General features: G+C 68.3%; 26 protein-coding genes. 8 read left to right on the forward strand and 18 right to left on the reverse strand.

Annotated features, from left to right (window positions below; all coding sequences use genetic code 11):
• Positions 1-20: 20 nt before the first annotated feature.
• From AB6807_RS06900 to AB6807_RS06955, 12 genes are all read right to left on the reverse strand, one after another.
• Complete coding sequence (locus AB6807_RS06900) at positions 21-503, reverse strand: rhodanese-like domain-containing protein (RefSeq protein WP_371083987.1); 483 nt, start codon at positions 501-503, stop codon at positions 21-23.
• 232 nt (positions 504-735) lie between these two features.
• Positions 736-951 carry a molybdopterin-binding protein gene (locus AB6807_RS06905; RefSeq protein WP_007829250.1) on the reverse strand — a complete coding sequence of 72 codons (216 nt, stop codon included), beginning with the start codon at positions 949-951 and terminating at the stop codon, positions 736-738.
• A gap of 72 nt (positions 952-1,023) precedes the next feature.
• On the reverse strand, positions 1,024-1,620 hold the full coding sequence (locus AB6807_RS06910) for a malonic semialdehyde reductase (protein ID WP_116907514.1): 597 nt from the start codon (positions 1,618-1,620) through the stop codon (positions 1,024-1,026).
• 19 nt (positions 1,621-1,639) lie between these two features.
• Positions 1,640-2,929 carry an O-acetylhomoserine aminocarboxypropyltransferase/cysteine synthase family protein gene (locus AB6807_RS06915; protein ID WP_371083988.1) on the reverse strand — a complete coding sequence of 430 codons (1,290 nt, stop codon included), beginning with the start codon at positions 2,927-2,929 and terminating at the stop codon, positions 1,640-1,642.
• A 46-nt stretch (positions 2,930-2,975) separates the two neighbouring features.
• Positions 2,976-3,830 (reverse strand): ATP-binding cassette domain-containing protein, encoded by an 855-nt coding sequence (locus AB6807_RS06920; RefSeq protein WP_116907512.1) that lies wholly within the window; start codon positions 3,828-3,830, stop codon positions 2,976-2,978.
• Positions 3,831-3,834: 4 nt separating this feature from the next.
• On the reverse strand, positions 3,835-4,827 hold the full coding sequence (locus AB6807_RS06925; protein ID WP_371083989.1) for an aliphatic sulfonate ABC transporter substrate-binding protein: 993 nt from the start codon (positions 4,825-4,827) through the stop codon (positions 3,835-3,837).
• A gap of 10 nt (positions 4,828-4,837) precedes the next feature.
• On the reverse strand, positions 4,838-5,710 hold the full coding sequence (gene ssuC, locus AB6807_RS06930; RefSeq protein WP_371083990.1) for an aliphatic sulfonate ABC transporter permease SsuC: 873 nt from the start codon (positions 5,708-5,710) through the stop codon (positions 4,838-4,840).
• Positions 5,711-5,719: 9 nt separating this feature from the next.
• Positions 5,720-6,889, reverse strand: a complete 1,170-nt coding sequence (ssuD, locus tag AB6807_RS06935) for an FMNH2-dependent alkanesulfonate monooxygenase (RefSeq protein ID WP_371083991.1) — start codon at positions 6,887-6,889, stop codon at positions 5,720-5,722.
• Positions 6,889-7,845, reverse strand: a complete 957-nt coding sequence (locus tag AB6807_RS06940) for a sulfonate ABC transporter substrate-binding protein (protein ID WP_371083992.1) — start codon at positions 7,843-7,845, stop codon at positions 6,889-6,891. The genes ssuD and AB6807_RS06940 overlap by 1 nt, the downstream gene beginning before the upstream one ends.
• Before the next feature lie 60 nt (positions 7,846-7,905).
• Positions 7,906-9,003: a sulfonate ABC transporter substrate-binding protein gene (locus AB6807_RS06945; RefSeq protein ID WP_371083993.1), complete on the reverse strand. Its 1,098-nt coding sequence runs from the start codon at positions 9,001-9,003 to the stop codon at positions 7,906-7,908.
• A gap of 129 nt (positions 9,004-9,132) precedes the next feature.
• Positions 9,133-9,717 (reverse strand): NADPH-dependent FMN reductase, encoded by a 585-nt coding sequence (gene ssuE, locus AB6807_RS06950; RefSeq protein WP_371083994.1) that lies wholly within the window; start codon positions 9,715-9,717, stop codon positions 9,133-9,135.
• A 7-nt stretch (positions 9,718-9,724) separates the two neighbouring features.
• Positions 9,725-10,777: a sulfate ABC transporter substrate-binding protein gene (locus AB6807_RS06955; protein ID WP_371083995.1), complete on the reverse strand. Its 1,053-nt coding sequence runs from the start codon at positions 10,775-10,777 to the stop codon at positions 9,725-9,727.
• A 148-nt stretch (positions 10,778-10,925) separates the two neighbouring features.
• On the opposite strand from AB6807_RS06955, the gene AB6807_RS06960 reads away from it, so the two are divergent.
• Positions 10,926-11,201 (forward strand): oxidative damage protection protein, encoded by a 276-nt coding sequence (locus AB6807_RS06960; protein WP_013541095.1) that lies wholly within the window; start codon positions 10,926-10,928, stop codon positions 11,199-11,201.
• A 15-nt stretch (positions 11,202-11,216) separates the two neighbouring features.
• Positions 11,217-13,064, forward strand: a complete 1,848-nt coding sequence (mnmC, locus tag AB6807_RS06965) for an FAD-dependent 5-carboxymethylaminomethyl-2-thiouridine(34) oxidoreductase MnmC (RefSeq protein ID WP_371083996.1) — start codon at positions 11,217-11,219, stop codon at positions 13,062-13,064.
• Positions 13,065-13,243: 179 nt separating this feature from the next.
• Here mnmC and AB6807_RS06970 read toward each other — a convergent pair whose 3' ends face one another.
• Entirely contained in the window at positions 13,244-13,561 is a 318-nt protein-coding gene (locus AB6807_RS06970) for an antibiotic biosynthesis monooxygenase (RefSeq protein WP_371083997.1), read from the reverse strand.
• A gap of 135 nt (positions 13,562-13,696) precedes the next feature.
• Here AB6807_RS06970 and AB6807_RS06975 point away from each other — a divergent pair, with 135 nt between their 5' ends.
• Together AB6807_RS06975 and AB6807_RS06980 are read left to right on the forward strand one after the other, a co-directional pair.
• The gene (locus AB6807_RS06975; RefSeq protein WP_371083998.1) at positions 13,697-14,596 is read left to right on the forward strand and encodes a transglutaminase N-terminal domain-containing protein; all 900 of its coding nucleotides are present in this window, start codon (positions 13,697-13,699) and stop codon (positions 14,594-14,596) included.
• Between the two features lie 250 nt (positions 14,597-14,846).
• Entirely contained in the window at positions 14,847-16,394 is a 1,548-nt protein-coding gene (locus AB6807_RS06980; protein WP_371083999.1) for an alpha/beta hydrolase family protein, read from the forward strand.
• A 41-nt stretch (positions 16,395-16,435) separates the two neighbouring features.
• Here the strand turns inward: AB6807_RS06980 and AB6807_RS06985 are convergent, their stop codons facing one another.
• A complete protein-coding gene (locus AB6807_RS06985; RefSeq protein WP_371084000.1) occupies positions 16,436-17,923 on the reverse strand; it encodes an ATP-binding protein in 1,488 nt (495 codons plus the stop codon).
• Positions 17,923-18,648, reverse strand: a complete 726-nt coding sequence (locus AB6807_RS06990; RefSeq protein ID WP_371084001.1) for a response regulator transcription factor — start codon at positions 18,646-18,648, stop codon at positions 17,923-17,925. Before AB6807_RS06990 ends, AB6807_RS06985 begins: the two co-directional genes overlap by 1 nt.
• Positions 18,649-18,745: 97 nt before the next feature.
• Between AB6807_RS06990 and AB6807_RS06995 the strand changes: the two genes are divergently transcribed.
• From AB6807_RS06995 to msrA, 4 genes are all read left to right on the forward strand, one after another.
• A complete protein-coding gene (locus AB6807_RS06995) occupies positions 18,746-19,432 on the forward strand; it encodes a cytochrome b/b6 domain-containing protein (protein WP_371084002.1) in 687 nt (228 codons plus the stop codon).
• Between the two features lie 8 nt (positions 19,433-19,440).
• On the forward strand, positions 19,441-20,232 hold the full coding sequence (locus AB6807_RS07000) for a molybdopterin-dependent oxidoreductase (RefSeq protein WP_116907497.1): 792 nt from the start codon (positions 19,441-19,443) through the stop codon (positions 20,230-20,232).
• A 109-nt stretch (positions 20,233-20,341) separates the two neighbouring features.
• Positions 20,342-20,623, forward strand: a complete 282-nt coding sequence (locus tag AB6807_RS07005; protein WP_371084003.1) for a pentapeptide MXKDX repeat protein — start codon at positions 20,342-20,344, stop codon at positions 20,621-20,623.
• Between the two features lie 95 nt (positions 20,624-20,718).
• Entirely contained in the window at positions 20,719-21,420 is a 702-nt protein-coding gene (gene msrA, locus AB6807_RS07010) for a peptide-methionine (S)-S-oxide reductase MsrA (protein WP_116907495.1), read from the forward strand.
• Positions 21,421-21,454: 34 nt separating this feature from the next.
• Here the strand turns inward: msrA and AB6807_RS07015 are convergent, their stop codons facing one another.
• Genes AB6807_RS07015 through AB6807_RS07025 form a run of 3 tightly spaced genes read right to left on the reverse strand, consistent with a single transcriptional unit; the run spans position 21,455 to position 25,028 of the window.
• Positions 21,455-22,753 carry an acetyl-CoA hydrolase/transferase family protein gene (locus AB6807_RS07015; RefSeq protein WP_371084004.1) on the reverse strand — a complete coding sequence of 433 codons (1,299 nt, stop codon included), beginning with the start codon at positions 22,751-22,753 and terminating at the stop codon, positions 21,455-21,457.
• A gap of 25 nt (positions 22,754-22,778) precedes the next feature.
• A complete protein-coding gene (locus AB6807_RS07020) occupies positions 22,779-23,801 on the reverse strand; it encodes a class I fructose-bisphosphate aldolase (protein WP_371084005.1) in 1,023 nt (340 codons plus the stop codon).
• Positions 23,802-23,855: 54 nt separating this feature from the next.
• Entirely contained in the window at positions 23,856-25,028 is a 1,173-nt protein-coding gene (locus tag AB6807_RS07025; protein WP_371084006.1) for an NAD(P)/FAD-dependent oxidoreductase, read from the reverse strand.
• Positions 25,029-25,064 lie beyond the last annotated feature (36 nt).

Below are 25,064 nucleotides of genomic sequence, written 5' to 3' on the forward strand. Positions count from 1 at the left end.
TCGGTGGTTTTTTTAGCGGGTCAGTCCTGCACCCAGGGCAGGCCGTGGAAGCGCCAGCCGTCGGAGCCGCCGCGGTGCTGGCGCTCGTCGATCTCGCCTTCGAAGCCTTCGAGCACGTTGAACACCTGCGTGAAGCCAGCCTTGGCGGCGGCCTCGGCCGCCAGGGCCGAGCGCTTGCCGCTGCGGCACAGCAGCAGCGCCACGGCCTCCTTGCCGCCGTCTTTCGCCAGCCTGGCTTCCAGCTCGCGCACGAAGCGCGGGTTGCGGGTGAGCGCGGTGCCCGTGGCCCAGGCCACGTGCACGCCCTCTGGCACGTGGCCGACAAACTTGCGCTCCTCGCCCGAGCGCACGTCGACCAGCACGGCCGCCCCGCTCTTCACCAGCTCCCAGGCGACCGGGGGCGTCACGCCGCCGGCGTAGGGCAACCCTGCTTCGCTGGCGTGGCGGCGGGCCTCTTCGAGGGCGGGCGGCAGGGAGACGACGTCTTCAACTTCCACTGACATGGGCTTTGGCTCCTGGTGTGCGTGGGTGCATGCCATCTTGATTGATGGCGATCGCCACCACTGTAGGAGTACAGGCGTGAAGATCAAACGACTGAAAAGGCGATTCTTTAGAACCAATCCGTATATAGCGCCCTTCCCTGTCTTTTCCTGCCTTTCCCTGCTTTTCCCGCACCAGACACAAAAAAACCCGGCCGCCGCGAGGCGCCGGGTTGCCGAGGGCCCCGAGGGACGCTCAGAGCTTGGCGATCGACACTTCGGTCGACTTCACCAGCGCGACCACGTCGGAGCCCACCTTCAGTTGCAGCTCGTCGACCGAGCGCGTGGTGATCACCGAGGTGACGATGCCCCAGGCGGTCTCGACATCGACTTCGGAGACGACGTCGCCGCGGATGATTTCGCGGACCTTGCCCTTGAACTGGTTGCGCACGTTGATGGCTTGGATGGACATGATGGGTTCTCTTTCAGGTTGAGGAAATTCGTTGAGGAAAAGCACGAGGCAATGAAATGAAGGGCGCCGCCGTCAGACGATCTCGGCCACTTCGTCGAACGCCAGCCGGGGGCCGCGCTCGAAGGTGCCGGCGTGGTCGGCCACACCCAGGTTGACCAGGAAGTTCGCCTTGTAGCGGCCGTCCGGGAAGAAGGTCTTGTCGACCAGCTCGGCGTTGAAGCCCGACTGCGGGCCCGCGTCCAGCCCCAGCGAGCGCGCCGCCAGGATCAGGTAGGCGCCCTGCAGGCTGCTGTTGCGGAATGCCGTGGCCTGCGCCGCCTCGGCGCTGTTCTCGAAGATCGGCTTGGCGTCGTAGGCCGGAAACTGCGCCGGCAGGTGCTCGTAGAAGCGGGTGTCGTGCGCCACGATCACCGTCACGCCGGCGGCCAGCGTCTGCGCGGCGTTGCCGCCCGAGACGGCCGGCTTCAGCCGGGCCTTGGCTTCTTCGCTGCGCACGAACACGTAGCGTGCCGGCTGGGCATTGAACGCGGTCGGGCCCCACTTGAGCAGGTCGTACAGCTGGCGGATGAGTTCGTCGCTCACGGGCACGGGCTTGAAGGCGTGCACGGTGCGTGCCTTGCGGAACAGCTGGTCCAGCGCGGCGTCGGGAATGGCTTGCAGTGTGGTCATGGTTTCAGGAAGGCGGTTTTCAGTTCGATGCCGCGGCCAGCGCCTGGTCGAGGTCGGCAATGAGGTCGTCGATGTGCTCGATGCCCACCGACAGGCGCACCGTGTCTTCGGTCACGCCGGCCTTGGCCAGTTCTTCGGGCGACAGCTGGCGGTGCGTGGTCGATGCGGGGTGCGTGGCCAGCGAGCGCACGTCGCCGATGTTCACCAGACGCGTGAAGAGCTTCAGCGCATCGAGAAACTTCGCGCCGCCCTCGCGGCCGGCACCAATGCCGAAGGTGAGCACGCCGCTGGAGCGCCCGCCGAAATATTTCTTCGCCAGCGCGTGGTCGGCGTGGTCTTCGAGCGCGGCGTAGTTGACCCAGTTCACCGACTTGTTGCGCTTCAGGTGCTGCGCCACCGCCAGCGCGTTGCTGCTGATGCGGTCCATGCGCAGCGCGAGCGTCTCGATGCCCTGCAGGATCAGGAAGGCATTGAAGGGCGAGATGGCCGCGCCCGTGTTGCGCAGCGGCACCACGCGCGCACGGCCGATGTAGGCCGCCGGGCCCAGCGCCTCGGTGTAGACCACGCCGTGGTAGCTCGGGTCGGGCTCGTTCAGCCGCTTGAAGCGCTGCTTGTGCTCGGCCCACGGGAACTTGCCCGAATCGACGATCGCCCCGCCGATGCTGGTGCCGTGGCCGCCCAGGTACTTGGTGAGCGAGTGCACCACGATGTCGGCGCCGTGCTCGATGGGCCGGCTCAGGTACGGCGAGGGCACGGTGTTGTCGACGATGAGCGGCACGCCGTGGCGGTGCGCGATCTCGGCGATGGCCGCAATGTCGGTCACGTTGCCCGCGGGGTTGCCCAGCGACTCCACGAACACCGCCTTGGTCTTGTCGTCGAACAGCTTCTCGAAGCTGTTCGGGTCGCGGTGGTCGGCAAAGCGCGCGGTGATGCCGAACTGCGGCAGCGTGTGCGCGAACAGGTTGTAGGTGCCGCCGTAGAGCGCGGTGCTGCTGATGATGTTGTCGCCGGCCTCGGCGATGGTCTGGATCGCGTAGGTCACCGCCGCCTGGCCCGAGGCCAGCGCCAGCGCGGCGATGCCGCCTTCGAGCGCGGCCACGCGCTGCTCGAGCACGTCCTGCGTCGGGTTGTTGATGCGGGTGTAGATGTTGCCCGGCACCTTCAGGTCGAACAGGTCCGCGCCGTGCTGCGCGCTGTCGAAGGCGTAGGCCACCGTCTGGTAGATGGGGGGCGCCACCGCGCGCGTGGTGGGCTCGGGCGAATAGCCGGCGTGCACCGAGAGGGTTTCGAATTTCCAGTTCTGCGACATGCGACTGCCTTTCAAATGGCCAAACTTGGCGAAGGGATGAAGACGCTCAGATCGCCCAGCGCAGCGCGTGCGCGGGGGTGTTGAGCCAGCTTGCGTCGGTGCTCTCTGGCGCGGTGTCTTCCGGCTTCTGCAGCACCCTGTCGAGGATTCGTTTTTCAATGGCCGCGAAGGCCGGGTCGCCCTGCGAGCGCGGGCGGGCCAGCGCGATGTTCTCGTCGAGCGCGATGCGCCCGTCTTCGATCAGGATCACGCGGTCGGCCAGCGCCACGGCCTCCTGCACGTCGTGCGTCACCAGCAGCGCGGTGAAGCGGTGGCGCTGCCACAGGTTCTCGATGAGGCGGTGCATCTCGATGCGGGTGAGCGCGTCGAGCGCGCCCAGCGGCTCGTCCAGCAGCAGCAGCCGCGGGTGGTGCACCAGCGCGCGCGCCAGGGCCACGCGCTGGCGCTGGCCGCCCGACAGGCGCGCCGGCCATTCGTTCTCGCGGTCGGCCAGGCCCACGTGCGCCAGCACTTCCTTGCCGCGCGCCTTGGCGTCGGCGGGCAGGCCCAGCGTCACGTTGTCGAGCACCCGGCGCCAGGGCAGCAGGCGCGCCTCCTGGAACATGATGCGGGTGTCGTCGTGCAGGCCGTGCACGGCGCGCCCGTCGGTGTAGAGGCCGCCGTCGCTCGGCTCCTCGAGCCCCGCGATGAGCCGCAGCAGCGTGCTCTTGCCGCAGCCGCTGCGCCCGACGATGGCGATGAACTGGCCCGGCTCGATGGTCAGGCGCGTGTTGCGCAGCACCTCGCGCGCGCCGTAGCGCTTGTGCAGGCCGCGGGCCTCCAGGCGGACGCCGCCGGCAATGGCTTGCGGGTGACCTTGGGCCTGGGCCTGGGGTTGGATGTCTTTCAGTGCGGCACTCATGGTCTCAGGCTCCCGGCTTGAACAGCGCCACGTTCAGCGCATCGATTTTTTTCGGCAGCAGCTTCTCGGCGAAGAAGGCATCGGCGATGCGCTGCTGTTCGCCCAGGCCTTCGGGCACCACCGGGCGCACCGCGTAGCTGCGGCGGGCGTTGGCCTGCTCGATGGTGGCGGCGTCCAGCCCCCACACGGGCGCGAGCAGCGCGGCGGCATCCTTCGGGCTTTGCTTGACCCACTTGCCGGTCTTTTCGAGCTCGGCGTAGACCACGCGCAGCACATCGGGCCGCGCCTTCGCGAACTTGGTGCTCGCCAGGTAGTAGCGCTGGTAAGACGCGATGCCCGCGCCGTCGGCCAGCACGCGCACGTTCGACTGGCGCTGCGCGGCGGCCAGGAACGGGTCCCACACCACCCACGCGTCGATGGCGCCCTTCTCGAAGGCGGCGCGGCCGTCGGCGGGCGTGAGGTACGCGGGCGTGATGTCCTTGAACGACAGGCCGGCCTTTTCCAGCGCGGCAATCAGCAGGTAGTGCGCGCCGGCCGCCTTGGCGAAGCCGACCTTCTTGCCCTTCAGGTCGGCCACGGTCTTCAGCGGCGAGTCTTCGCGCACCACGATCGCCTGCGCGGCGGGCGACGGCGCCTCTTGCGCGATGAAGGTCAGGTCGGCGCCGGCGGCCTGCGCGAACACGGGCACGGTGTCGGCCACGTCGGCGCTGATGTCGAGGTTGTCCAGGTTCAGCGCCTCCAGCAGCGGCAGGCCGCTGGTGAACTCGTGCCAGCTCACGTTCACGTTGAGCGGCGCGAGCTGCTTTTCGAGCGCGCCCTGCACCTTCAGCACGGCGATCAGCGTGGAAGATTTCTGGTAGCCGATGCGCACGGTCGAAGTGCGCGCCGGCGTGCCCTGCGCAAAGACCGAAGTGGCCGTGCCGGCCGCCGTGGCGCCGAGCGCACCCAGCGTGGCGATGGCGGCGCGGCGGGACAGCTTGAAGTCGAAGTTCGTCATGCCCGTGCCCTCACTTCGGCTTCTTCTGGTAGCCGGGGTGCCAGCGCAGCCACCATTGCTCCAGGCCGCGCGCGAACAGGTCGGCCAGCTTGCCGAGCAGCGCGTACAGCAGGATGCCGACCAGCACGATGTCGGTCTGCAGGAACTCGCGGGCGTTCATCGTGAGGTAGCCGATGCCGGCCTGCGCCGAGATGGTTTCCGCCACGATCAGGATCACCCACATCAGCCCCAGCGAAAAGCGCAGCCCCACCAGGATGGACGACAGCGCGCCCGGCAGGATCACCTCGCGGTACAGCTGCCAGCGCGTCAGGCCGTAGGTGCGGCCCATCTCGATGAGCTGCGGGTCGACGTTGCGAATGCCGTGGAAGGTGTTCAGGTAGATCGGGAAGAACACCGACACCGAGATGAGGAACAGCTTGGCCGACTCGTCGATGCCGAACCACAGGATCACCAGCGGAATGAGCGCCAGCGCCGGAATGTTGCGCACCATCTGGATGGTGGAGTCGAGCAGCGTCTCGGCGAACTTCACCGAGCCCGTGAGCAGGCCCAGCGCCAGCCCGGCGCCGCCGCCGATGGCCAGCCCCGCCAGCGCGCGGCCCGCGCTCACCTTCACGTGCGTCCACAGCTCGCCGGAGGCCGTGAGCGTCCACGCGGCCTTGATCACGTCGATGGGCGCCGGCAGCACGCGCGTGCTGAGCCAGCCCAGCGACGACGCCACCTGCCAGAACACGATGAGCCCGACCGGCACCAGCCAAGGCACCAGCCGGTGGGCCACGCCGACGGCGAAGTTCCTGAAGGCGTTGCCGGTGCTCTCGATGTTCTTGGTGCTCTCTTTGGGCGCGACGGACGTCACGGCCGGCAGTTCCTGCACTTGTTCGGTCATGGGAGCCCTTCAGCTTTGGGAAACGAGGCGCGACGGCGCATCGAGGTTGGCCACCACCTCGCCGAACGGCCCGCTCAGCGATCCGCCCGCCAGCTGGGTCTTCGCCTTGCGCGACAGCAGCGGGAACACCAGCTCGGCGAAGCGGTAGGCCTCTTCCAGATGCGGGTAGCCCGACAGGATGAACTTGCCCAGCCCCAGCGCCGCGTACTCCTCGATGCGCGCGGCCACCGTCTTCGGGTCGCCCACCAGCGCGGTGCCGGCGCCGCCGCGCACCAGGCCCACGCCGGCCCACAGGTTGGGTGAAATCTCCAGGTCGGCGCGCGAGCGCTTGGCGCCGCCCGCGTGCAGCGCGGCCATGCGGCGCTGGCCTTCGGAGTCCATGCGCGCGAACACGGCCTGCGCGCGCACCACGGTCTCGTCGTCCACGCGGCTGATGAGCTCTTCGGCGGCCTTCCAGGCGGCGTCTTCGGTCTCGCGCACGATCACGTGCAGGCGAATGCCGAACTCCACCGTGCGGCCCCGGGCCTCGGCGCGCGCGCGCACGTCGGCGATCTTCTTGGCCACCTCGGCGGGCGGCTCGCCCCAGGTGAGGTACGCATCGACCTGCTCGGCGGCCAGCTCGTGCGCCGGCGCCGACGAGCCGCCGAACCACACGGGCGGATGCGGCTTCTGCACCGAGGGGTACAGCAGCTTGGCGCCCTTCACGCTCAGGTGCTTGCCCTCGAAGTCGAAGCTCTGTCCCTCGTGCCCGCGCGCGATGATCTCGCGCCAGATGCGGATGAACTCGGCCGACTGCTCGTAGCGCGAGGCATGGTCGAGGTACACGCCGTCGCCCTCCAGCTCGGCCTGGTCGCCGCCGGTGACCAGGTTCACCAGCAGCCGCCCGCCCGAGAGCCGGTCGAAGGTCGCGGCCATGCGCGCGGCCAGGCTGGGCTGGTGCAGTCCGGGTCGCACGGCGACCAGGAACTTGAGCTTCTTGGTGGAGCCGATCAGGCTGGACGCGATCACCCACGGGTCTTCGCACGAGCGGCCGGTGGGAATGAGCACGCCTTCGTAGCCCAGGTGGTCGGCCGCGCCGGCAATCTGCTGCAGGTAGTCGAGGTCGACCGCGCGGGCGCCTTCGCTGGTGCCGAGGTAGCGGCTGTCGCCGTGCGTGGGCAGGAACCAGAAGATCTGCATCACGCCACCCCTGCGCCGGCGGCTTCGAGCACGTTGATCTTCTTGGGGATCAGCTTCAGTTCGAAGAAGGTGTCGGCAATTTTTTGCTGCTCGCCCAGGATGGCCTTGGTGATCGGCGTGGTGCCGTAGGCCGAGCGGTTGACCGACAGCTCGGCCACCGGCTTGGGCAGGCCCCAGAGCGTGGCCAGCTCGCCGGCCAGTTCGCCCTTGTTGGCGGCGCCCCAGACGTCGATCTTGTTGAGCTCCTCGATGGCAATGGCCAGCACGTCGGCGTTCTTCGCCACGTAGTCGAGCGACGAGAAGTAGTACGCGCGGTTGCCCACCACGCCGGTCGCGTCGGCGAGCACGCGGGCGTCCAGCGTCTTTTCCGCGGCGGCCAGGAACGGGTCCCAGATGACCCAGGCGTCGACCGAGCCCTTCTCGAAGGCGGCGCGCGCGTCGGCTGGCGGCAGGTAGACCAGGTTCAGGTCGCTGTACGGCAGGCCGTGCTTCTCGAACAGCTTGACGATGAAGTAATGAACGTTCGAGCCCTTGTTGAGCGCGATCTTCTTGCCCTTCAGGTCGGTCACGCTCTTGATGGCGGAGCCCTTGGGCACCAGCACCGCTTCGGACTGCGGGCGCTGCACGGTCGCGCCCACGTAGGCCAGCGGCGCGCCGGCGGCCTGCGCGAAGATGGGTGGCGCTTCGCCCACGTCGCCGAAGTCGATGGAGCCGACGTTCAGCGCCTCCAGCTGCACCGGGCCGGCCGTGAACTCGGTCCACTTCACGCTCACGCCCAGCGGCGCCAGCCGCTTTTCGAGCGTGCCGCGGCCCTTGAGCAGCGTGAGGTAGCCCTTCTGGTTGCCGATGCGGAACTGGCGCGCGGGCGCCTGGGCCAGCGCGGCGAACGACGGCAGTGCAATGGCGGCGGCGGCGCCCTGGATCAGGCGGCGGCGGGGAATGGAAATGCGGGTCATGGTGTGCGGCTCGGTGTGGGAGTCGAAGACTTGGAAGGGGTGGCGACCGGCGGGGCCGGATCAGGGCTGGGCCGCGACCACGGCGTCGCTGACCTTGATGGGCTTGGGAATGAGCTTCAGCGCGTAGAAGGTGTCGGCGATCTTTTGCTGGTCGGCCGCGACGGCCGGCGTGATGGGCTTCACGTTGAATTCGTAGCGGCGCAGCGCCAGCTCGACCACGTCCACCGGCAGGCCCTGCAGCGGCGCGATCAGCTCGGCCGCCTGGCGCAGGTTCTTCTTCAGCCAGATGCCCTGCGCCACCGAGTCGGCGAACAGCGCATCGATCACCTTCGGGTTGTTCTTCACGAAGGCGCGCTCGCCCAGGTAGTACTGATAGTTGTTGACGACGTCGGCGGTGCCGCCCGTGCCGTTCGTGCCGTTCGTGCCGTTCGTGCCACTCGTTCCACTCGTGCCATCGGCCAGCACGCGCGCGCCGGTCGCCTTCTCGGCCGCGGCCTGGAACGGGTCCCAGATCACCCAGGCGTCGACGTTCTTGCTCTCGAAGGCGGCGCGGCCGTCCGCGGGGGCCAGGTACACGGGCTGGATGTCGGAGAGCTTCAGGCCGTTTTTCTCGAGCTGCTTCACGAGCAGGTAGTGCACGTTGCTGCCCTTGTTGAGCGCAACCTTCTTGCCCTTGAGGTCGGCGACCGACTGGATGGGCGAGTCCTTGGTGACCAGGATCGCTTCGGCGCGCGGCGCGGCCGGGTCGAAGCCGAAGTAGACGAACTTCGCACCGGCAGCCTGCGCGAAGATGGGCGGCGCCTCGCCGACGAAGCCCACGTCGACCGCGCCCACGTTCAGCCCTTCGAGCAACTGCGGCCCCGCCGGAAACTCGACCCACTTCACTCCGAAGCCCAGCGGCGCGAGCCGCTTCTCCAGCGAGCCCTGCGCCTTCTGCAGCACGAACAGGCTGGCCGACTTCTGGTAGCCGATGCGCAGCTCGCCCTGGGCCTTGCCCTGCGCGGGCGCCTGGGCATGGGCGGAGGCGGCGGAAACGAAGCTCACGATCAGCGCGATGGCCGCGACCACGATGGCGCTGACCAGCAGGTCGCGCAGGCCGCGCAGGAAGGAGCGCGGCGATATGTCGAGCACGGAGTCCTCGGTGGCGACGGGGTTCATGCGTGAATTCCTTGGTCTGAAGAAATTTCGGGCAACAGCTTTCCCGCACCGCGCACAGGCGGTTTTCAGGCAAAGCGGGAAGGAGAACGGGGGGTCTGAAAAAAGCCGGGCTCGCGCGGAGCCCCGGCGTCAGACGCTACATCGCACGCGCGAGAAAGGCACGGACTCGAAACCGTGTGCCGGGGGCAGCTTCAGCCCCTCGGTGGCGAGCACCTCGACGGCCTCGTTCAGGCGCTCGGCCAGGTCGGGATGCACCTGGTAGGCGTTCTCGGGCGTCAGCGTGATCTGCGAATCGCTGGCGTACACGCCCGGCAGGATGTGGCGCGCCGACAGCGACTGCAGCACGGGCCGCAGCGCGTAGTCGAGCGCGAGCATGTGGTGCGGGCTGCCGCCGGTGGCCAGCGGAAGCACCGTCTTGCCCTTGAGCGCGTTCTGCGCGAGCAGGTCGAGAAACACCTTCAGCACGCCGCTGTAGGCCGCCTTGTAGACCGGCGTGGCCACCACGATGGCACGCGCCTCGGTCACCTTGGCGATGGCCGCGACGATGGCCGGATGGTTCCAGTCGGCCAGCACCAGCGCCTGCGCCGGGAGGTCGCGGATCCAGAGGCGCTCGATGCGCGCATGGCGGCTCGCCAACCGCTCGCCCACCGCCTCGAGCAAGGCGGTGGAACGCGAGGGCGCGGAGGGGCTGCCGGCAATCAGGAGAACGGACACGGCGTTTTTACTTTTGCTTGGGGGCGTAGATCTGGTCGAAGGAACCGCCGTCGGCAAAGTGCTCCTTGTCGGCCTTGGCCCAGCCGCCGAAGGCGCCGTCGATGGTCACCAGCGTGAGCTTGGGGAACTGCTTGTCGTACTTGGCCTTGGCCGTGTCCGAGGTCGGGCGATAGAAGTTGCGGCCGGCAATGTCCTGGCCTTCGTCGGAGTACAGGTACTTCAGGTATTCCTCGGCCACGGCGCGCGTGCCCTTCTTGTCGACCACCTTGTCGACCACGGCCACGCTGGGCTCGGCCAGGATGGAGATGGAAGGCACCACGATCTCGAACTTCTCGGGGCCGAATTCCTTCAGCGCCAGGAAGGCTTCGTTTTCCCAGGCCAGCAGCACGTCGCCCACGCCGCGCTGCACGAAGGTGATGGTGGAGCCGCGCGCGCCGGTGTCCAGCACGGGCACGTTCTTGAACAGGTTGCCGATGTATTCCTTGGCCTTGGCGTCGCCACCGTACTTGCGCTTGGCGAATTCCCAGGCGGCCAGGTAGTTCCAGCGGGCGCCGCCCGAGGTCTTGGGGTTGGGAGTGATCACCTGCACGCCGGGCTTGACCAGGTCGTCCCAGTCCTTCAGGCCCTTGGGGTTGCCCTTCTTGACCAGGAACACGATGGTCGAGGTGTAGGGCGCGGAGTTGTGCGGCAGGCGCTTTTGCCAGTCGGGCTTGACCAGGCCGCCGTGCGTGACGAGCGCGTCGACGTCGCCGCCGAGCGCCAGCGTGGCCACGTCGGCGTCGATGCCGTCGATGATCGAGCGGGCCTGCTTGCCCGAGCCGCCGTGCGACTGCTTGATCGTCACTTCCTGGCCGGTCTTGGCCTTCCAGTACTTGGCGAAGGCCTGGTTGTAGTCCACGTACAGCTCGCGCGTCGGGTCGTACGACACGTTCAGCAGCGTGACCGGACCCTTGTTGGCCGCGGCTGCGCCCTGCGCGAACGTCGGCAATGCCGACAGGGCCAAAGCACCGGCCACGCCGGCACCCAGGGAAAGCTTGATAAAGTCGCGGCGAATGCTCATGGTGTCTTGCTCTAAAAAGGCATATCGATGAAGCTGTGCATTCTCAATAAGGCATATAGAAACTGGAACGACCAAGTTTTCAGTTCTAAATAGCTAAATCAACTAAGCACCCGCTTACCCCACTTTTCCCGTTCAAAGGCAATCAGAAATGGCACGCATGGTTCAGTGCATCAAGCTCGGCAAAGAGGCCGAAGGGCTCGACTTCCCGCCCTATCCAGGTGACCTGGGCAAGCGCCTTTGGGAAAACGTGAGCAAGGAGGCCTGGGCCGCCTGGCTCAAGCAGCAGACGATGCTGGTCAATGAAAACCGGCTCAACCTGGCCGACCTGCGCGCCCGCCAGTACCTGGCGCGCCAGATGGAAAAGCACTTCTTCGGCGAAGGCGCCGACGTGGCACAGGGCTACGTGCCCCCGCCTGCCGCCTGAGCGCCCGGCTCGGCCGTGACCGCTGAGCCGGTGACCTGGCGCGCCGACGGCGTGCCCCGCAGCGAACGCTTCGACGACATCTACCACACCGAAACCGGCGCACTCGCGCAGGCACGCCACGTGTTCCTGCGCGGCTGCGGCCTGCCGCAGGCGTGGGCCGGACAGCCGCAATGGCTGGTTCTCGAAACCGGCTTCGGGCTGGGACTCAACTTCCTGACCACCTGGCAAGCGTGGCGCTCGGACCCCGGGCGGCCGCGCATGCTGCATTTCGTTTCCGTCGAGGCCCACCCGGTGTCGGCGGCCGACCTGCTGCGCGCCGCCGAGGCCTACCCCGAGCTCGCGCCGTTGGCGCGCGACCTGGCCGCGCAATGGCACGGCCTGCTGCCCGGCTTTCACCGGCTGTCGTTCGACGAGGGCCGCGTGCTGCTTACCCTGTGCGTCGGCGACGTGCAGCCGATGCTGCGCGCGCAGCGTTTCGAGGCCGACAGCATCTTCCTCGACGGCTTCAGCCCCCAGCAGAACCCGGCGATGTGGTCCGAAGACACGCTGAAGGCCATGTCGCGCTTCGCCCGGCAAGGCACGCGCGTCGCCACCTGGACCATCGCGCGGGCGATCCGCGATGCGCTGACGCAGTTCGGCTTCGCGACAGAGAAAGACCCGGGCCTGCCTCCCAAGCGCGATTGCCTGCGCGGCGTGTTCGCACCCGCGTGGACCGTGCGGCGCCGGGAGCCGGTGCCGCAGCGCGTCGAAACGCCCGGCCGCTGCGCGGTGATCGGCGCGGGAATGGCCGGCGCAGCCGTGGCCGCCAGCCTTGCGCGGCGCGGCTGGCAGGTCACGGTGCTGGACGCGGCGGACTGGCCGGCCTCCGGCGCGTCGGGCTTGCCGGTCGGCATGCTCGCGCCGCATGTGTCGCCCGACGACGCCTTGCTGTCGCGCTTGACCCGGGCCGGCATCCGCGCCACCTGGGGCGAGCTGGCGCGGCTGCTGGAAGAAGGCCACGACTGGCGCGCCAGCGGCGTGCTGGAGCGCCGGCCCGATGGGGACGTGCGCGTGCCCGCAGGCTGGCGCAGCGACGGCCCCAACGAATCGTGGCCCGCGACGCCCGAGCAGCTCGCCGCGGTCGGCCTGCCCGGCGACGCACCCGCGCTCTGGCACCAACGCGCCGCCTGGGTGCGGCCGCACCGGCTGATCGCCGCGTGGCTGCGGCAGCCGGGTGTCGAGTTTCGTGGCGGTTGCCGGGTGGCGCGGGTGGTGCGGGTGGCGCAAGGTTCAAACGGCTGGCAGTTGCTCGACCCAGCGGGCGAATTGCTGGCGGACGCAGACCGCGTGGTCGCCTGCGCCGGGTTCGAATCAGGCGCCTTCGCAGCGAACCTGCCCCTGCAGCCCGTGCGCGGCCAGGTCGCGTGGGGCCCGATGCCCGCCGACGTGAACCTGCCCGCCACGCCCCTCAACGGCGACGGTCACCTGGTCGCCCATGTGCCGCACGACGAAGGCACCCCCATCTGGCTCGCGGGCGCGACCTTCGACCGCGACAGCACCAGCCTGGCCCCCACGCAGGAAGATGCGGACGCCAACCGCGAACGCCTGGCGCGACTGCACCCGGCTGCGGCCTCCGCGCTGGAACAGGCCGAAGCCAACACCTGGGTAGGCATCCGCTGCGCCTCGGGCGACCGCCGCCCGCTGGTCGGTGCCATCGCCCCGGACGCCCCGGACGGCCCAGGCCTGTGGGTGTGCACCGCCCTGGGCTCCCGCGGCCTCAGCTTCGCGGCCTTGTGCGCCGAATTGCTCGCGGCGCAATGGCACGCGGAGCCCCTCCCCTTGCCGGCCACGTTGGCCAAGGCACTGAGCACGCAGCGGCTCTGAGCGCCCCCCCCCCCCCGGGCGCAGCCGACGCGCGCTCCGATCAGCCAGCGCCCTGCCCAGCGATCACGTCGATGGGGTGCCTTGCGCAGCGAAATAAAGGAGGAGCCGAAGGCGGGGGACATTCGCGGAGCAAGGCACCCCCTCGGCGTGATCGCCGCCCTGAATTGAAACCCCTGACCTCAGCCCGCCAGCAGGTGGTCGATCCGCGCGTCCCCATACGTGCGCACCACCTCGGAAATCACCACCTTGTACCCATCGAGCCACTTGGCTTGCGCCGCCTTCGCCTGCTGGTGCACCGGGTGCTGGATCAGCGCCTGCAGGCTTTCCAGCGACTCCCAGTAGTACACGTTCGACATCAGCCCGTTGCCCGTGTTCTCCCACGCCTCTTCCCCGAGATAGCCCGGCAGCGACTTTGCAGCCTCGGCGATGGTCTGGTCCAGGCGATGGAACTCGTCGTCGAACTGCTTCTTGGCGACGATGAAGGTGGCGGCGTACATGGCGCTCCCGAAAACAGAAGAAAAAAGAAAGCCCGGAATCCGGGAGGGCGCCGATTCTGCGGCATACGCCTGTCATCTCCACTGCAATTCGCCGCAATCCCCCGCTTGCCACGCGAAAACGTGAGAATGGACCGCATGGCCACCCAGTACGACATCCTGCACACCACCGTCTATCGGTACAACACCCCGGTCACCTTCGGCCAGCACCGCGTCATGTTCCGCCCCCGCGACAGCCACGACCTGCGCGTGCTCGCCACCGACCTGCAAGTGAGCCCGCAGGCCTTCACCCGGCTCATTCAAGATCCGCACTCCAACTCCGTGGCGCTGGTGCAGCCCATGGGCGAGGCGACCGAGCTGCGCATCGTGTGCTCCTTCACCATCGAGCACGTGCCCGCGCAGCAAGACCAGCTCGCCCTCGACCCCGCGGCCGAATTCCTGCCCTTCGCCTACACCCTGCAGGAGCGGCTCGACCTCGAGCACTACCTGCGCCCGCACCACGACGACGACAGCCAGGGCACGCTCATTCGCTGGGCCCACCAGTTCCTGCACACCGACAAGCCCAACAGCACGCGCGAGGTGCTCACGCGCATGAACGCGCACATCGGCCAGAGCCTGGAGTACAAGGCGCGCGACGAAGAAGGCACGCAGTCGCCCCTGCAGACGCTGGCGCTGGGCAGCGGCAGCTGCCGCGACTACGCCCTGCTAATGATGGAAGCCACGCGCCGCCTGGGCATCGCCACGCGCTTCGTCTCGGGCTACATCTACGACGCCGCGCTCGACAACGCCGCCACCGCGCAGGGCGACTCCATGACCGGCGCCGGCACCACGCACGCCTGGCTGCAGGCCTACCTGCCCGGCGTGGGCTGGCTGGCCTTCGACCCGACCAACAACCTGATGGGCAGCGGCCAGCTCATTCGCGTGGGCGTCTCGCGCGACCCCGCGCAGGCCGCGCCCATCTCGGGCAGCTGGTACGGCGACGCCGAGGCCTACGAAGGCCTCGAGGCCACGGTGGTGGTCACGCGGCGCAAGAACTGACGCACTGACGCGCGAGCCAAGCGCCAGCCACGCTCCTCCTGCAGCCGCCTTCCGCTGCGGCGCCCTGCTCCCCCTCGTGCTGTCGCGCAGGCGATAGCCGTTGCGGGAAATCCCGCAGCGGCACATCTCGCAACACCTCTACGCTGCGCCGCCGGCCCAGTGAAATAGCACGGTCGTTCTGAACGACTGCGGGTGCCTTGCTGCGTCGGTTTTTCTTCCAAGAACTCACAAGAACGGAGAGAGACATCCCATGCATTCCACGCGCCTGACATTCATTGCCCTGGCCGCCGGCCTTCTTGTCGCCTCGTGCGGCGGCGGCAGCGACAACAACGGTTTTGCCTTCACGCCCATCGCCCAGCTGCCCCCGGCCCCGCCCGCGCCGCCGGCGCCTCCGCCGCCCGCCGTGGCCCCTCCGCCCGCACCCGAGGAAACCCGGCTGCAAGACGCCCGCACCTCCTTCGCGCCGGCCGACCCGAGCGCCACCACCTTCACCGCGATGGCGGCGGTGGACGGCGGCGACACCTTCGACTACGCCGGCACCAGCCGCTGGAGCGGCATGCTCGGCGGCGCGCAATACAAGGTGGAAGTGCCGAAGAACTGGAACGGCAAGCTCGTGATGTACGCCCACGGCTATGCCGGCGAAGGCAACCTGCTCGCGGCCAACGCGCCGCCCATTCGCCGCCACCTGCTCCAGCAGGGCTATGCCTGGGCCGCGTCGAGCTACAGCAAGAACTTCTACGACGTGCGCGCGGGCGTGGAAGACACCAACGCGCTGGCGCTGCAGTTCAACGCCATCGCCAAGGCCGGCGGGCGCGAGCTGGCCGCGCCCGACCGCGTCTACATCACCGGCCATTCGATGGGCGGCCACATCACCGCCGCGGCCATCGAGGACGAGGCCTACGCCACCGCCAACCACAAGGTGAAGTACAACGGCGCCGTGCCGATGTGCGGCGTGGTGGGCGACACCGAGTTGTTCGACTACTTCGCCGCCGCGCAGGTGGCGGCGCAGACGCTCGCGGGCCGGGCGACCTACCCGACACCGAAGTGGGCGGACATTGCGACTCAGGTGACGGGAATGTTGTTCAGCAAGTTCGACGCGAGCGGCATCACGCCCACGTCGCCGCTGGGCATGCAGTACGCGTCGGTCCTGCAGAACCTGAGCGGCGGCAAGCGCCCTCTGTTCACCCAGGGCCTCACGCTCGGCGCCTCGTTCACCGCCGTGTGGGGCGTGTTCGGCAGCGACGGCACCGTCAACGGCATCCTGAACAAGAGCACGCTGGACACCAACCGCTTCACCTACAAGATCGACGGCGACACCGCCGCCTCCGATGCGCTCAACGCCGCCGCGCAGAAGCTCACGGCCGTGGCCGACGCCAACCGGCTGCGCACCGACGGCCTGCGCTGGATTCCCAAGGCCAATGGCGAATTCAAGATCCCGGTGGTCACGCTGCACACGCTGGGCGACCTGTACGTGCCCTTCAGCATGGAACAGGTCTACAACAAGCGCGTGGCCGCCAAGGGCAACAGCCAGTGGCTGGTGCAGCGCGCGATCCGCGGCATCACCCACTGCGACTTCACCATCAAGGAACAGGAAGAAGCCTTCGACGACATGGTGGTGTGGGAGCAAGGCGGCGCCAAGCCGGCGGGCGACGATGTGGTCACACCAGCCACGGTGGGCAACGACTTGTACGGCTGCGCGTTCACGCGCAACGCGACCGGCACGGACGACAGCGCGACCGTGACCGCGGTGCGCAACCAGCTGAAAGTGGGGCCGTTGTCCTGCTCGCCACCGATCTGAGCGCGCACTGCAGCGGCCGCGGCCGCTGCCGGTGCCTCTCCTCAGGCACCGGCTGCACCGCCCAGCTGAAAGCGGAACACCGCGCCCCGCTCGGGCTGCTGCACCAGGCGAATGTCGCTGCCGTGCAGCTGCAGGATGCGCTTGACGATCACCAGGCCCAAGCCCCCACTGCTCGCGCTGTCGGTGCGCGAGCTGCTCATGAACACGGGGCGCATGAACAGCGCCTTCTGCAATTCATTCGGAATGCCCGGCCCCGTGTCGCTCACCTGCACCGCGACGCCGGCGTTTTCCGGGCGCAGCTGCACCACGATCTCGCCGCCCGCGGGCGTGTGGCGGATGGCGTTGTCCAGCAGGTTGGTCAGCACGCGCTCGATCATGCCGAGGTCGGCCGACACCACCGGCAGGCCCGGCGCGATGTCGGGCTTCAGGCGCTGGTGGCGCGCCTCGGCCGCGAGCTCGAACTTCTGGAACACGTCCTGCACCAGGTCGGCGAGCGCAAAGTTTTCCTTCTCGGGCTTGACCACGCCGTATTCGAGCCGCGCCAGCTCGAACACCTCCTGCGCGAGCCGCCCGACCTTGCGGCTCTGGCCCAGCGCAATCTCCAGGTAGCGCCGGCGCTCGGCCTCGTCGAGCGTGCCGGACTTGAGCAGCAGCGTTTCCAGGTAGCCGTGCAGCGACGTGAGCGGCGTGCGCAGGTCGTGCGAAATGTTGGCGAACAGCTCGCGGCGCTGCTGGTCCTGCAGCGTCAGCTCGCGCCACTGCTCGGCGATGCGCCGCGTCATCTGCGTGAAGGCCTGGCCCAGCTGCGCGATCTCGTCGCTGCCCTGCGACAGGCGCTCCAGCGTGGGCGCCTCGCTCTCCAGCGAGGCGATGCCTTCGGTCTCGAAGCGCTTCACCGCGGCGGTCAGCTCGCGCAGCGGCCGCGTGATGAGGCGGAACGCGGCCAGCCCGGCCAGCAGGCCGAGCAGCGCCACCAGCCCCATCGACCACAGCGTGGTGCGCAGCACGTTGTCGGCCGCCACGTTGGCCACCAGCGCGTCGTGGTCCTCGCCCTGCAGCACCACGTACACATAGCCCGCGTCGCGATCGCCCATGCGCAGCGGCGCCGCGCTGAACACCTTGCGCGCGTCGGGGCTGCGCGGGTCGTCGCCGGCAATGGGCAGCGGCGCCCCGGCCAGCAGCTTGCGGATGGGGCCCAGCTCGACCCTGTCGCGCTTCAGGTGGCCCGGCGGCGCGGCCTGCGCCTCGATGCGGCCGTCGAGTCCCAGCAGGTAGACCTCCACGCTGGGGTTGACCGCCATCAGCTTGTCGAACAGGTCTTTCACCGCGGCCTGGTTCAGGCCGCCGGGCTTCATGAGCTCGGCGTTCTCGGCGATGTGCGCGGCCAGCCCGCTCGACAGCCGCTGGATGACCTCCTGCTCGTGCATGCCGTTGGAGCGCACCTGCAGCCACGCCGAGGCGCCGCAGCACACCAGCAGCAGCGCCGCGAACACCACGGACAGCCGCCGCGACAGGCTGGCCCAGACCATCACGGCGCCTCCTCCCCGCTGGCGGAGGCCGAGAGCTTGTAGCCGCGCCCCCACACCGTGAGAATGCGCCGCGGCTCGGCCGGGTCGGCCTCGACCTTGGTGCGCAGCCGGTTGATGTGCGTGTTCACCGTGTGCTCGTAGCCGTCGTGCTGGTAGCCCCAGACCTGGTTGAGCAGGTCGAGCCGCGAGAACACCTTGCCCGGGTTGCGTGCAAAGAAGTACAGCAGGTCGAACTCCCGCGGCGTGAGCTCGATGGGCTTGCCATCCAGGCGCACCTCGCGCGCCAGCGGCTCGATGTCGAGGTTGCCCAGCGTGAGGCTGCCCGACTCCATGCGCGCGTTGCGCGCCAGCGCGTCGGTGCGCCGCAGCAGAGCCTTCACGCGCGCCACCAGCTCCAGCACCGAGAAGGGCTTGGCCAGGTAGTCGTCCGCGCCCAGCTCCAGCCCCAGGATGCGGTGCACCTCGCTCGAGCGCGCGCTGATGATGATGATGGGCGTGTAGCGCGCCATGGCACGGGCGCGGCGGCAGATTTCGAGCCCGTCGATGCCGGGCAGCATCAGGTCGAGCACCAGCGCGGCCCAGTTGCCGCGCTCCAGCTCGCGCAGGCCGGCGTGGCCGTCGGCGGCGTGCTCCACCGCATAGCCCTCGTCGCGCAGGTGCATGCGAAGCAGTTCGGCGATGTGGGCGTCGTCCTCGACGATCAGCACGCGTTTGGCGGTGTCCATGGGGCCGATTGTCCTGCGATACGGCTTGGCGAGTTATCACGATTAATTGAACTTTGCGTGATGAATCGGCCATGGGGTGCGCCCAAGAATCCGCTCCATGAACAGCACAGCCATCGCCCCCCTTGCCGATCCGGCCCGCGCACCGGGTGATCAACCAGCGGATGAACCGCGAGACTCTCGTCCCATCCATCCGCTGTGGATGCGCATCACCCATTGGCTCAACGCGCTGGCCGTGGTGATCCTGGTGTCCAGCGGCTGGCGCATCTACGACGCGGCGCCTTTCTTTCCGTTCACCATTCCCACGGTCGTCACGCTCGGCGGCTGGCTCGGCGGCGCGCTGCAGTGGCACTTCGCGGCGATGTGGCTGCTGGTGTTCAACGGCCTGGTGTACTTGGCCATGAACATCGCCAGCGGCCGGCTGGCGCGCAAGTTCTTTCCGCTGACGCCGCGCGGCGTGCTGCACGACGCGCTGGCCGCGCTGAAGGGCCAGCTCTCCCACGCCGACCCGCGCCACTACAACAGCGTGCAGAAGCTGGCCTACCTGTTCGTGATGCTCGACCTGGTCGTCATCGTGCTGTCGGGGCTGGTGCTGTGGAAGTCGGTGCAGTTCCCCGTGCTGCGCGACCTGCTGGGCGGCTACGACTTTGCCCGGCGCATCCACTTCTTCGCGATGGCGGCCATCGTGGCCTTCGTTGTCGTGCACCTGGTGATGGTGGCGCTGGTGCCGCGCACCCTGCTGTCCATGCTGCGCGGCCGCGCTCCCCGGCATTCGTCCAACGTCTGACACGCCCCATGAAAATCTTCAAAGCCCCCACGCTGAGCGGCATCGACGGCGACGCCGTGCTGCACGAAGCCCGCTCGCTCATCGCGAAGAAGCTCGACCAGCCTTCGCGCCGCGCCTTCCTGCAACGCTCGTTCACGCTCGGCGGCCTGTCCTTGCTGACCGGCTGCAGCATCAGCGACAACACGCAAGTGGAAGCCGCGCTCACGAAGATCTCGCGCTTCAACGACAAGGTACAGGGCCTGATCTTCAGCCCCACGCAGCTGGCGCCGACCTACACCGAGGCCGAAATTACCCGCCCCTTTCCGTTCAACGCCTTCTACGGCGAAGACGAAGTGCGCGAGGTCGACGAAGCCAGCTACAAGCTCGAAGTGACCGGCATGGTGGCCGACAGGCACGCCTGGACGCTGGCCGAGCTGCGCGCCATGCCGCAGCACGACCAGATCACGCGGCACATCTGCGTGGAAGGCTGGAGCGCCATCGGCAAGTGGGGCGGCGTGCGCTTTGCCGACTTTCTGCGCCACATCGGCGCCGACACCACCGCCAAGTACGTCGGCTTCAAGTGCGCGGACGACTACTACACCAGCATCGACATGCCCACCGCCCTGCACCCGCAGACGCTGCTCACGCTGACCTACGACGGCCAGCCGCTGCCGCCGAAGTACGGCTTTCCGATGAAGCTGCGCATGCCGACCAAGCTTGGCTACAAGAACCCGAAGCACATCAAGGCGATGTTCGTCACCAACACCTACACAGGTGGCTACTGGGAAGACCAGGGCTACAACTGGTTCGGAGGGAGCTGAGGGGCCGCCACAGCCGCTCGACTGCCGAAGAAAGCGCGAGGCCGAAGTTCAGTTCGCTGTAACCAGGCCGATCTTTGAAACGAAATCCAAACACAACCCAGGACTCCCAATGAACAAGCTCACCGCAACCCTGCTCGCAACCTGCATGGCCTTTGCCGGCGCCTCGGCCTTTGCCGCGGACTCGATGTCGAAGGACAGCATGGCCAAAGACGGCATGGCGAAAGACTCCATGTCCAAGGACGGCATGAAGAAAGACAGCATGGCCAAGGACTCCATGTCGAAGGACGGCATGAAGAAGGATTCCATGGCCAAGGACGGCATGGCGAAAGACTCCATGTCCAAGGACGCCATGAAGAAAGACAGCATGGGCAAGGACGAGATGAAGAAGTAAGCGTCCCGCCCACGGCATTGACGCCCGGCAGTTTCAGCGTCAATGTCGCGCCAACCCGCTTTTCACTGCCACTCCAAGCAACCGAAGGACCCTTTATGAAATCCATCGCACTCACAGCCAGCACGCTGGCCGCCGCGGCCCTGGTGTGGCACGCGGTGCCCTCGTTCGCCGAGACCGCCCGCCGCGTGCCCGCGCCCACGGCCGACCTGGTGGCGCCCGCCACCGCCAAGACCGAGACCGCCGTGTTCGCCGGCGGCTGCTTCTGGGGGGTGCAGGGCGTGTTCCAGCGCGTGAAGGGCGTGAGCAATGCCGTGTCGGGCTACGCCGGCGGCGACGCCAAGACGGCGCGCTACGACGAAGTGGGCTCCGGCCGCACCGGCCATGCCGAATCGGTGCGCATCACCTACGACCCGCAGCAGGTCAGCTACGGCAAGCTGCTGCAGATCTATTTCTCGGTGGCGCACGACCCCACCGAGCTGAACCGCCAGGGCCCCGACAGCGGCACCCAGTACCGCTCCACCGTGTTCGCGGAGAACGCCGAGCAGGCCCGCATCGCCACCGCCTACATCGCCCAGCTCAACGCGGCCAAGACCTTCGGCAAGCCGTTGGCGACCACCATCGAGACCGCCAAGCCCTTCTTCGCGGCCGAGGACTACCACCAGGACTACCTCACGCTGCACCCGAGCCAGCCGTACATCGCGATCAACGACATGCCGAAGATCGACGACCTGAAGAAGCTGTTTCCCGAGAGCTACAAGGCCACGCCTTCGCTGGTGAAGGCGGCCAAGGCCGGCTGACCGGCGCGGCCCAGGCCCAAGCCCAAGCCTGGGCTCACAGCAGCTTCAGCCGCCCGGCCTGCTCCGTCAGCTCGGCCCGGAAGGCCGGGTGCGCGATGCCGATCAGCTCGCGCGCCCGCTGCTTGGCCGACTTGCCGCGCAGCTGCGCCACGCCGTACTCGGTCACCACGTAGTTGATGTCGTTCTTGCTCGTGCTCACGTGCGTGCCGGGCGACAGCGAGGGCACGATGCGCGAAATGGTGTCGTCCTTGGCGGTCGAGGGCAGCACGATGAAGGCCTTGCCGCCGCGCGAGCGGTTGGCCGCCCGCACGAAGTCCGACTGCCCGCCCGTGCCCGAGTACGGCGCGTAGCCCAGGCTCTCGGAGCCGCACTGCCCCATCAGGTCGATCTGCATCGTCGCGTTGATGGCGACGAGGTTGTCGTTCAGCCCCGCCAGCGCCGGGTCGTTGGTGAAATTGACCGGGTGCATTTCCAGCGACGGGTTGCGGTCCATGTAGCGGTAGAGCTTGCTGGAGCCCAGCGCAAAGGTGGCAATCGACTTGCCCGGCAGGTAGTTCTTGCGCCGGTTGGTGACCGCGCCGCTTTCCACCAGCGTGAGAATGCCGTCGCCGATCATCTCGGTGTGGATGCCCAGGTCGTGCTTGCCCGTGAGCTGCATCACCACCGCGTCGGGAATGCCGCCGTAGCCGATCTGCAGCGTGGAGCCGTCGTCGATCAGGTCGGCCACGTACTTGCCGATGGCCTCCTGAACCACGCCGATCTTCGGCAGGCCGACCTCCATCACCGGCGCCTCGTTTTCCACCAGCGCCGCCACCTGCGACACGTGCACATGGCAGGCGCCGTGCGCAAAGGGCACGTTGGGGTTCACCTCGAGCACCACCGCGCGAGCCTTCGCAACGGCCGCCATGGTGTAGTCCGCGCCCAGGCTCAGCGCGAAGTAGCCGTGCGCGTCCATCGGCGAGGCCATGCTGAAGACCACGTCGGCCGGGATCTGCCCGCGCTCGATCTGCGACGGAATCTCGGAGAAGTAGTTGGGCAGGAAGTCGATCCAGCCCTGCTGCCCGCCCGCGCGCGTGGCGCCGCCGAAGAACAGCGCCACATGGCGCACATGCTCCACGGTCTCGGGGTCGATGTAGGCGTACTTGCGCATCGCCAGGATCTGCGCGACCTTCACGTCGCGAAAATCGCGCCGCTGCTCCGACAGCGCCGCGAGCAGCGTGGGCGGCTCGCCGACGCCCGTGGGCACGACGATCATGTCGCCGTTGCGCACCTGGCGCACGGCATCGGCGGGAGAAGCGAGCTTCTGGCGGTACAGGTCCTGGGGCGTGGTCATGCGGGGGGCGATGCCTCTTGCGGGGTTACTTGTCTTGCTGGTCTTGCTTGTAGTCGCCGCGTCGCGCCGCCTGGTTGGCGCGCGTGCGAAGCACCAGCGCCTGCTGCGCGACGGCCACGTTGGCGGCGTCGCCCTTCCAGGCGTTGAGCGCGGGCTGCTGCACCGCGCGCGAGAACGAAAAGGTCAGCGCCCAAGGCATGCGCGCCTTGAACTTCAGGTTCATTTCGTTCAGCCGCGCGGACGCCAGCTGCGCCGATTGCCCGCCCGACAGGAAGGCCACGCCGGGCACGGCAGCGGGCACGGTGCGCAGCAGGCAGTTCACCGTGGCCTCGGCCACCGCCGCGACCGTGTCCTGCACCGCGGCCTTCTGGCCCGGCAGCACCATGTTCGGCTTGAGCAGCATGCCTTCGAGCAGCACGCCCTGCGCGCGCAGCTGGACGAAGGTCTGCTGGAGCACTTCTTCGGTGACCTCGGCGCAGCGCGCGAGCGTGTGGTCGCCGTCCATCAGCACTTCGGGCTCGATGATGGGCACGATGCCGGCTTCCTGGCACAGCGCGGCGTAACGCGCCAGCGCATGCGCGTTGACCTCGATGCAGGCGCGGCTGGGCAGGCCCTTGTCGATGGCGATCACGCCACGCCACTTGGCAAAGCGCGCGCCCATGCCGGCGTACTCGGCCAGCCGCTCGCGCAGGCCGTCCAGGCCTTCGGTCACGGTCTCGCCGGGGTGGCCGGCCAGCGGCTTGGCGCCCATGTCGACCTTGATGCCCGGGATGATGCCCACCGCCTCCAGCGCCTTGGCGAAGGGCTGGCCCGCGTTCGTCTTCTGGCGGATGGTTTCGTCGAAAAGAATGGCGCCGCTGATGCTGTCGCCCAGCCCCGGCGCGGTGACAATCAGCTCGCGCCAGTCGCGCCGCGCCGCCTCGGTCTGCGGGATGCCGAGCACCGCAAAACGCTTGTTGCAGGTGGCGTTGCTCTCGTCCATTGCGAGCAAGCCCTTGTCGCCGGCGACCAGCGCGCGGGCGGTGTCTGTGAGTGTCTGTGCGGTCATGGATGGGTGTGCCTTTGGTTGCGGAAAGATCGTACGCCCTCGCCGTGGCCCCGCCTAGATCACGTTCTTCTCGAACAGCGGCCGGTTCTCCAGGATGCGCGCGAAGGAAAGCGCCGACAGGTCCAGGCTGCGGTAGCCGCCGAAGCGAACCAGCTCCGCCACGCCCCGCCCCGCCGCCGGGCACTGCTGCAAGCCATGGCCCGAGAACCCGTTGGCGAAGTACAGGTTGTCGCAGGCCGGGTGCAGCCCCAGGATCGCGTTGTGGTCGAACACGTTCATCTCGTAGTAGCCGGCCCAGGCCCCCGTCATGCGGATGGCCTCGAAGGCCGGCACGCGGGCGGCCAGCGCGGGCCAGATGAAGCGCTCGAACACCTCGTGCTCCACCTCCAGCGGCTGGTCGTCCAGGTCGCGCGTGGCGGGCGGCGCAAAGCCGCAGATGAACTTGCGGCCCTCGGGCCGCAGCCAGATGCCCGAGGTGTCGATCACCAAGGGGCAACCGGGCAACTTGTCGGGGCACGAAAAGCTGAACACGCTGCGCCGCCGGCCATGCACCGGCAGGTCGATGCCCGCCCACGCCGCCACCTTGGCGGCCCACGCGCCCGCCGCGTTGACGACGATGTCGGCCGGCAGCGTGGCGCCGCTGTCGATCTGCACCCCGGTCACCGCCGCGCCGTTGCGCTGCAGCCCGGTCGCATGCGCCTGCACGTAGCGCGTGCCCTGCGACACCGCCTTCTTGCGAAAGGCCTGCAGCAGGCTGTAGCCGTCGTACCAGCCCTCGCCCGACAGCCCGAGCGAGGCCAGCGCCACGCCCTCGGTGGACATCCACGGAAAACGCGCCTGCAGTTCGTCGGGCGTCATCAGCGCCACGTCCACCGCATGCGCCCTCTGCATCGCATGGTTCTCGCGCAGCACCTCCACGCCCGCGGGCGAGGCCAGGTACAGGTAGCCGGGCTCGACCAGGCCGATGTCGGGCACGTTGTCGCCCACGCGCAAGGTCTGGCCCAGCGTGCGGAAGAACGAAATGCCGTACAGCGACATCTCGATGTTGATGGCCGTGGAAAACTGCTGGCGAATGGAGCTGGCCGACAGCGCCGACGACGCCTGCGTGTAAGAAAAATCGCGCTCCACCACGGTGACGTCGAAGGCTTTTTCCTTCGGGTCGGCGTTCAGGAAATACGCGATGGCCGAGCCGATGGCCCCGCCGCCGATGATCACTACACGACGCATGAAATTCCTTTCTTGCTGCGCACCCCAGATACGTTC

Source organism: Variovorax sp. RCC_210 (assembly GCF_041355175.1).
Lineage (GTDB): Bacteria > Pseudomonadota > Gammaproteobacteria > Burkholderiales > Burkholderiaceae_C > Variovorax.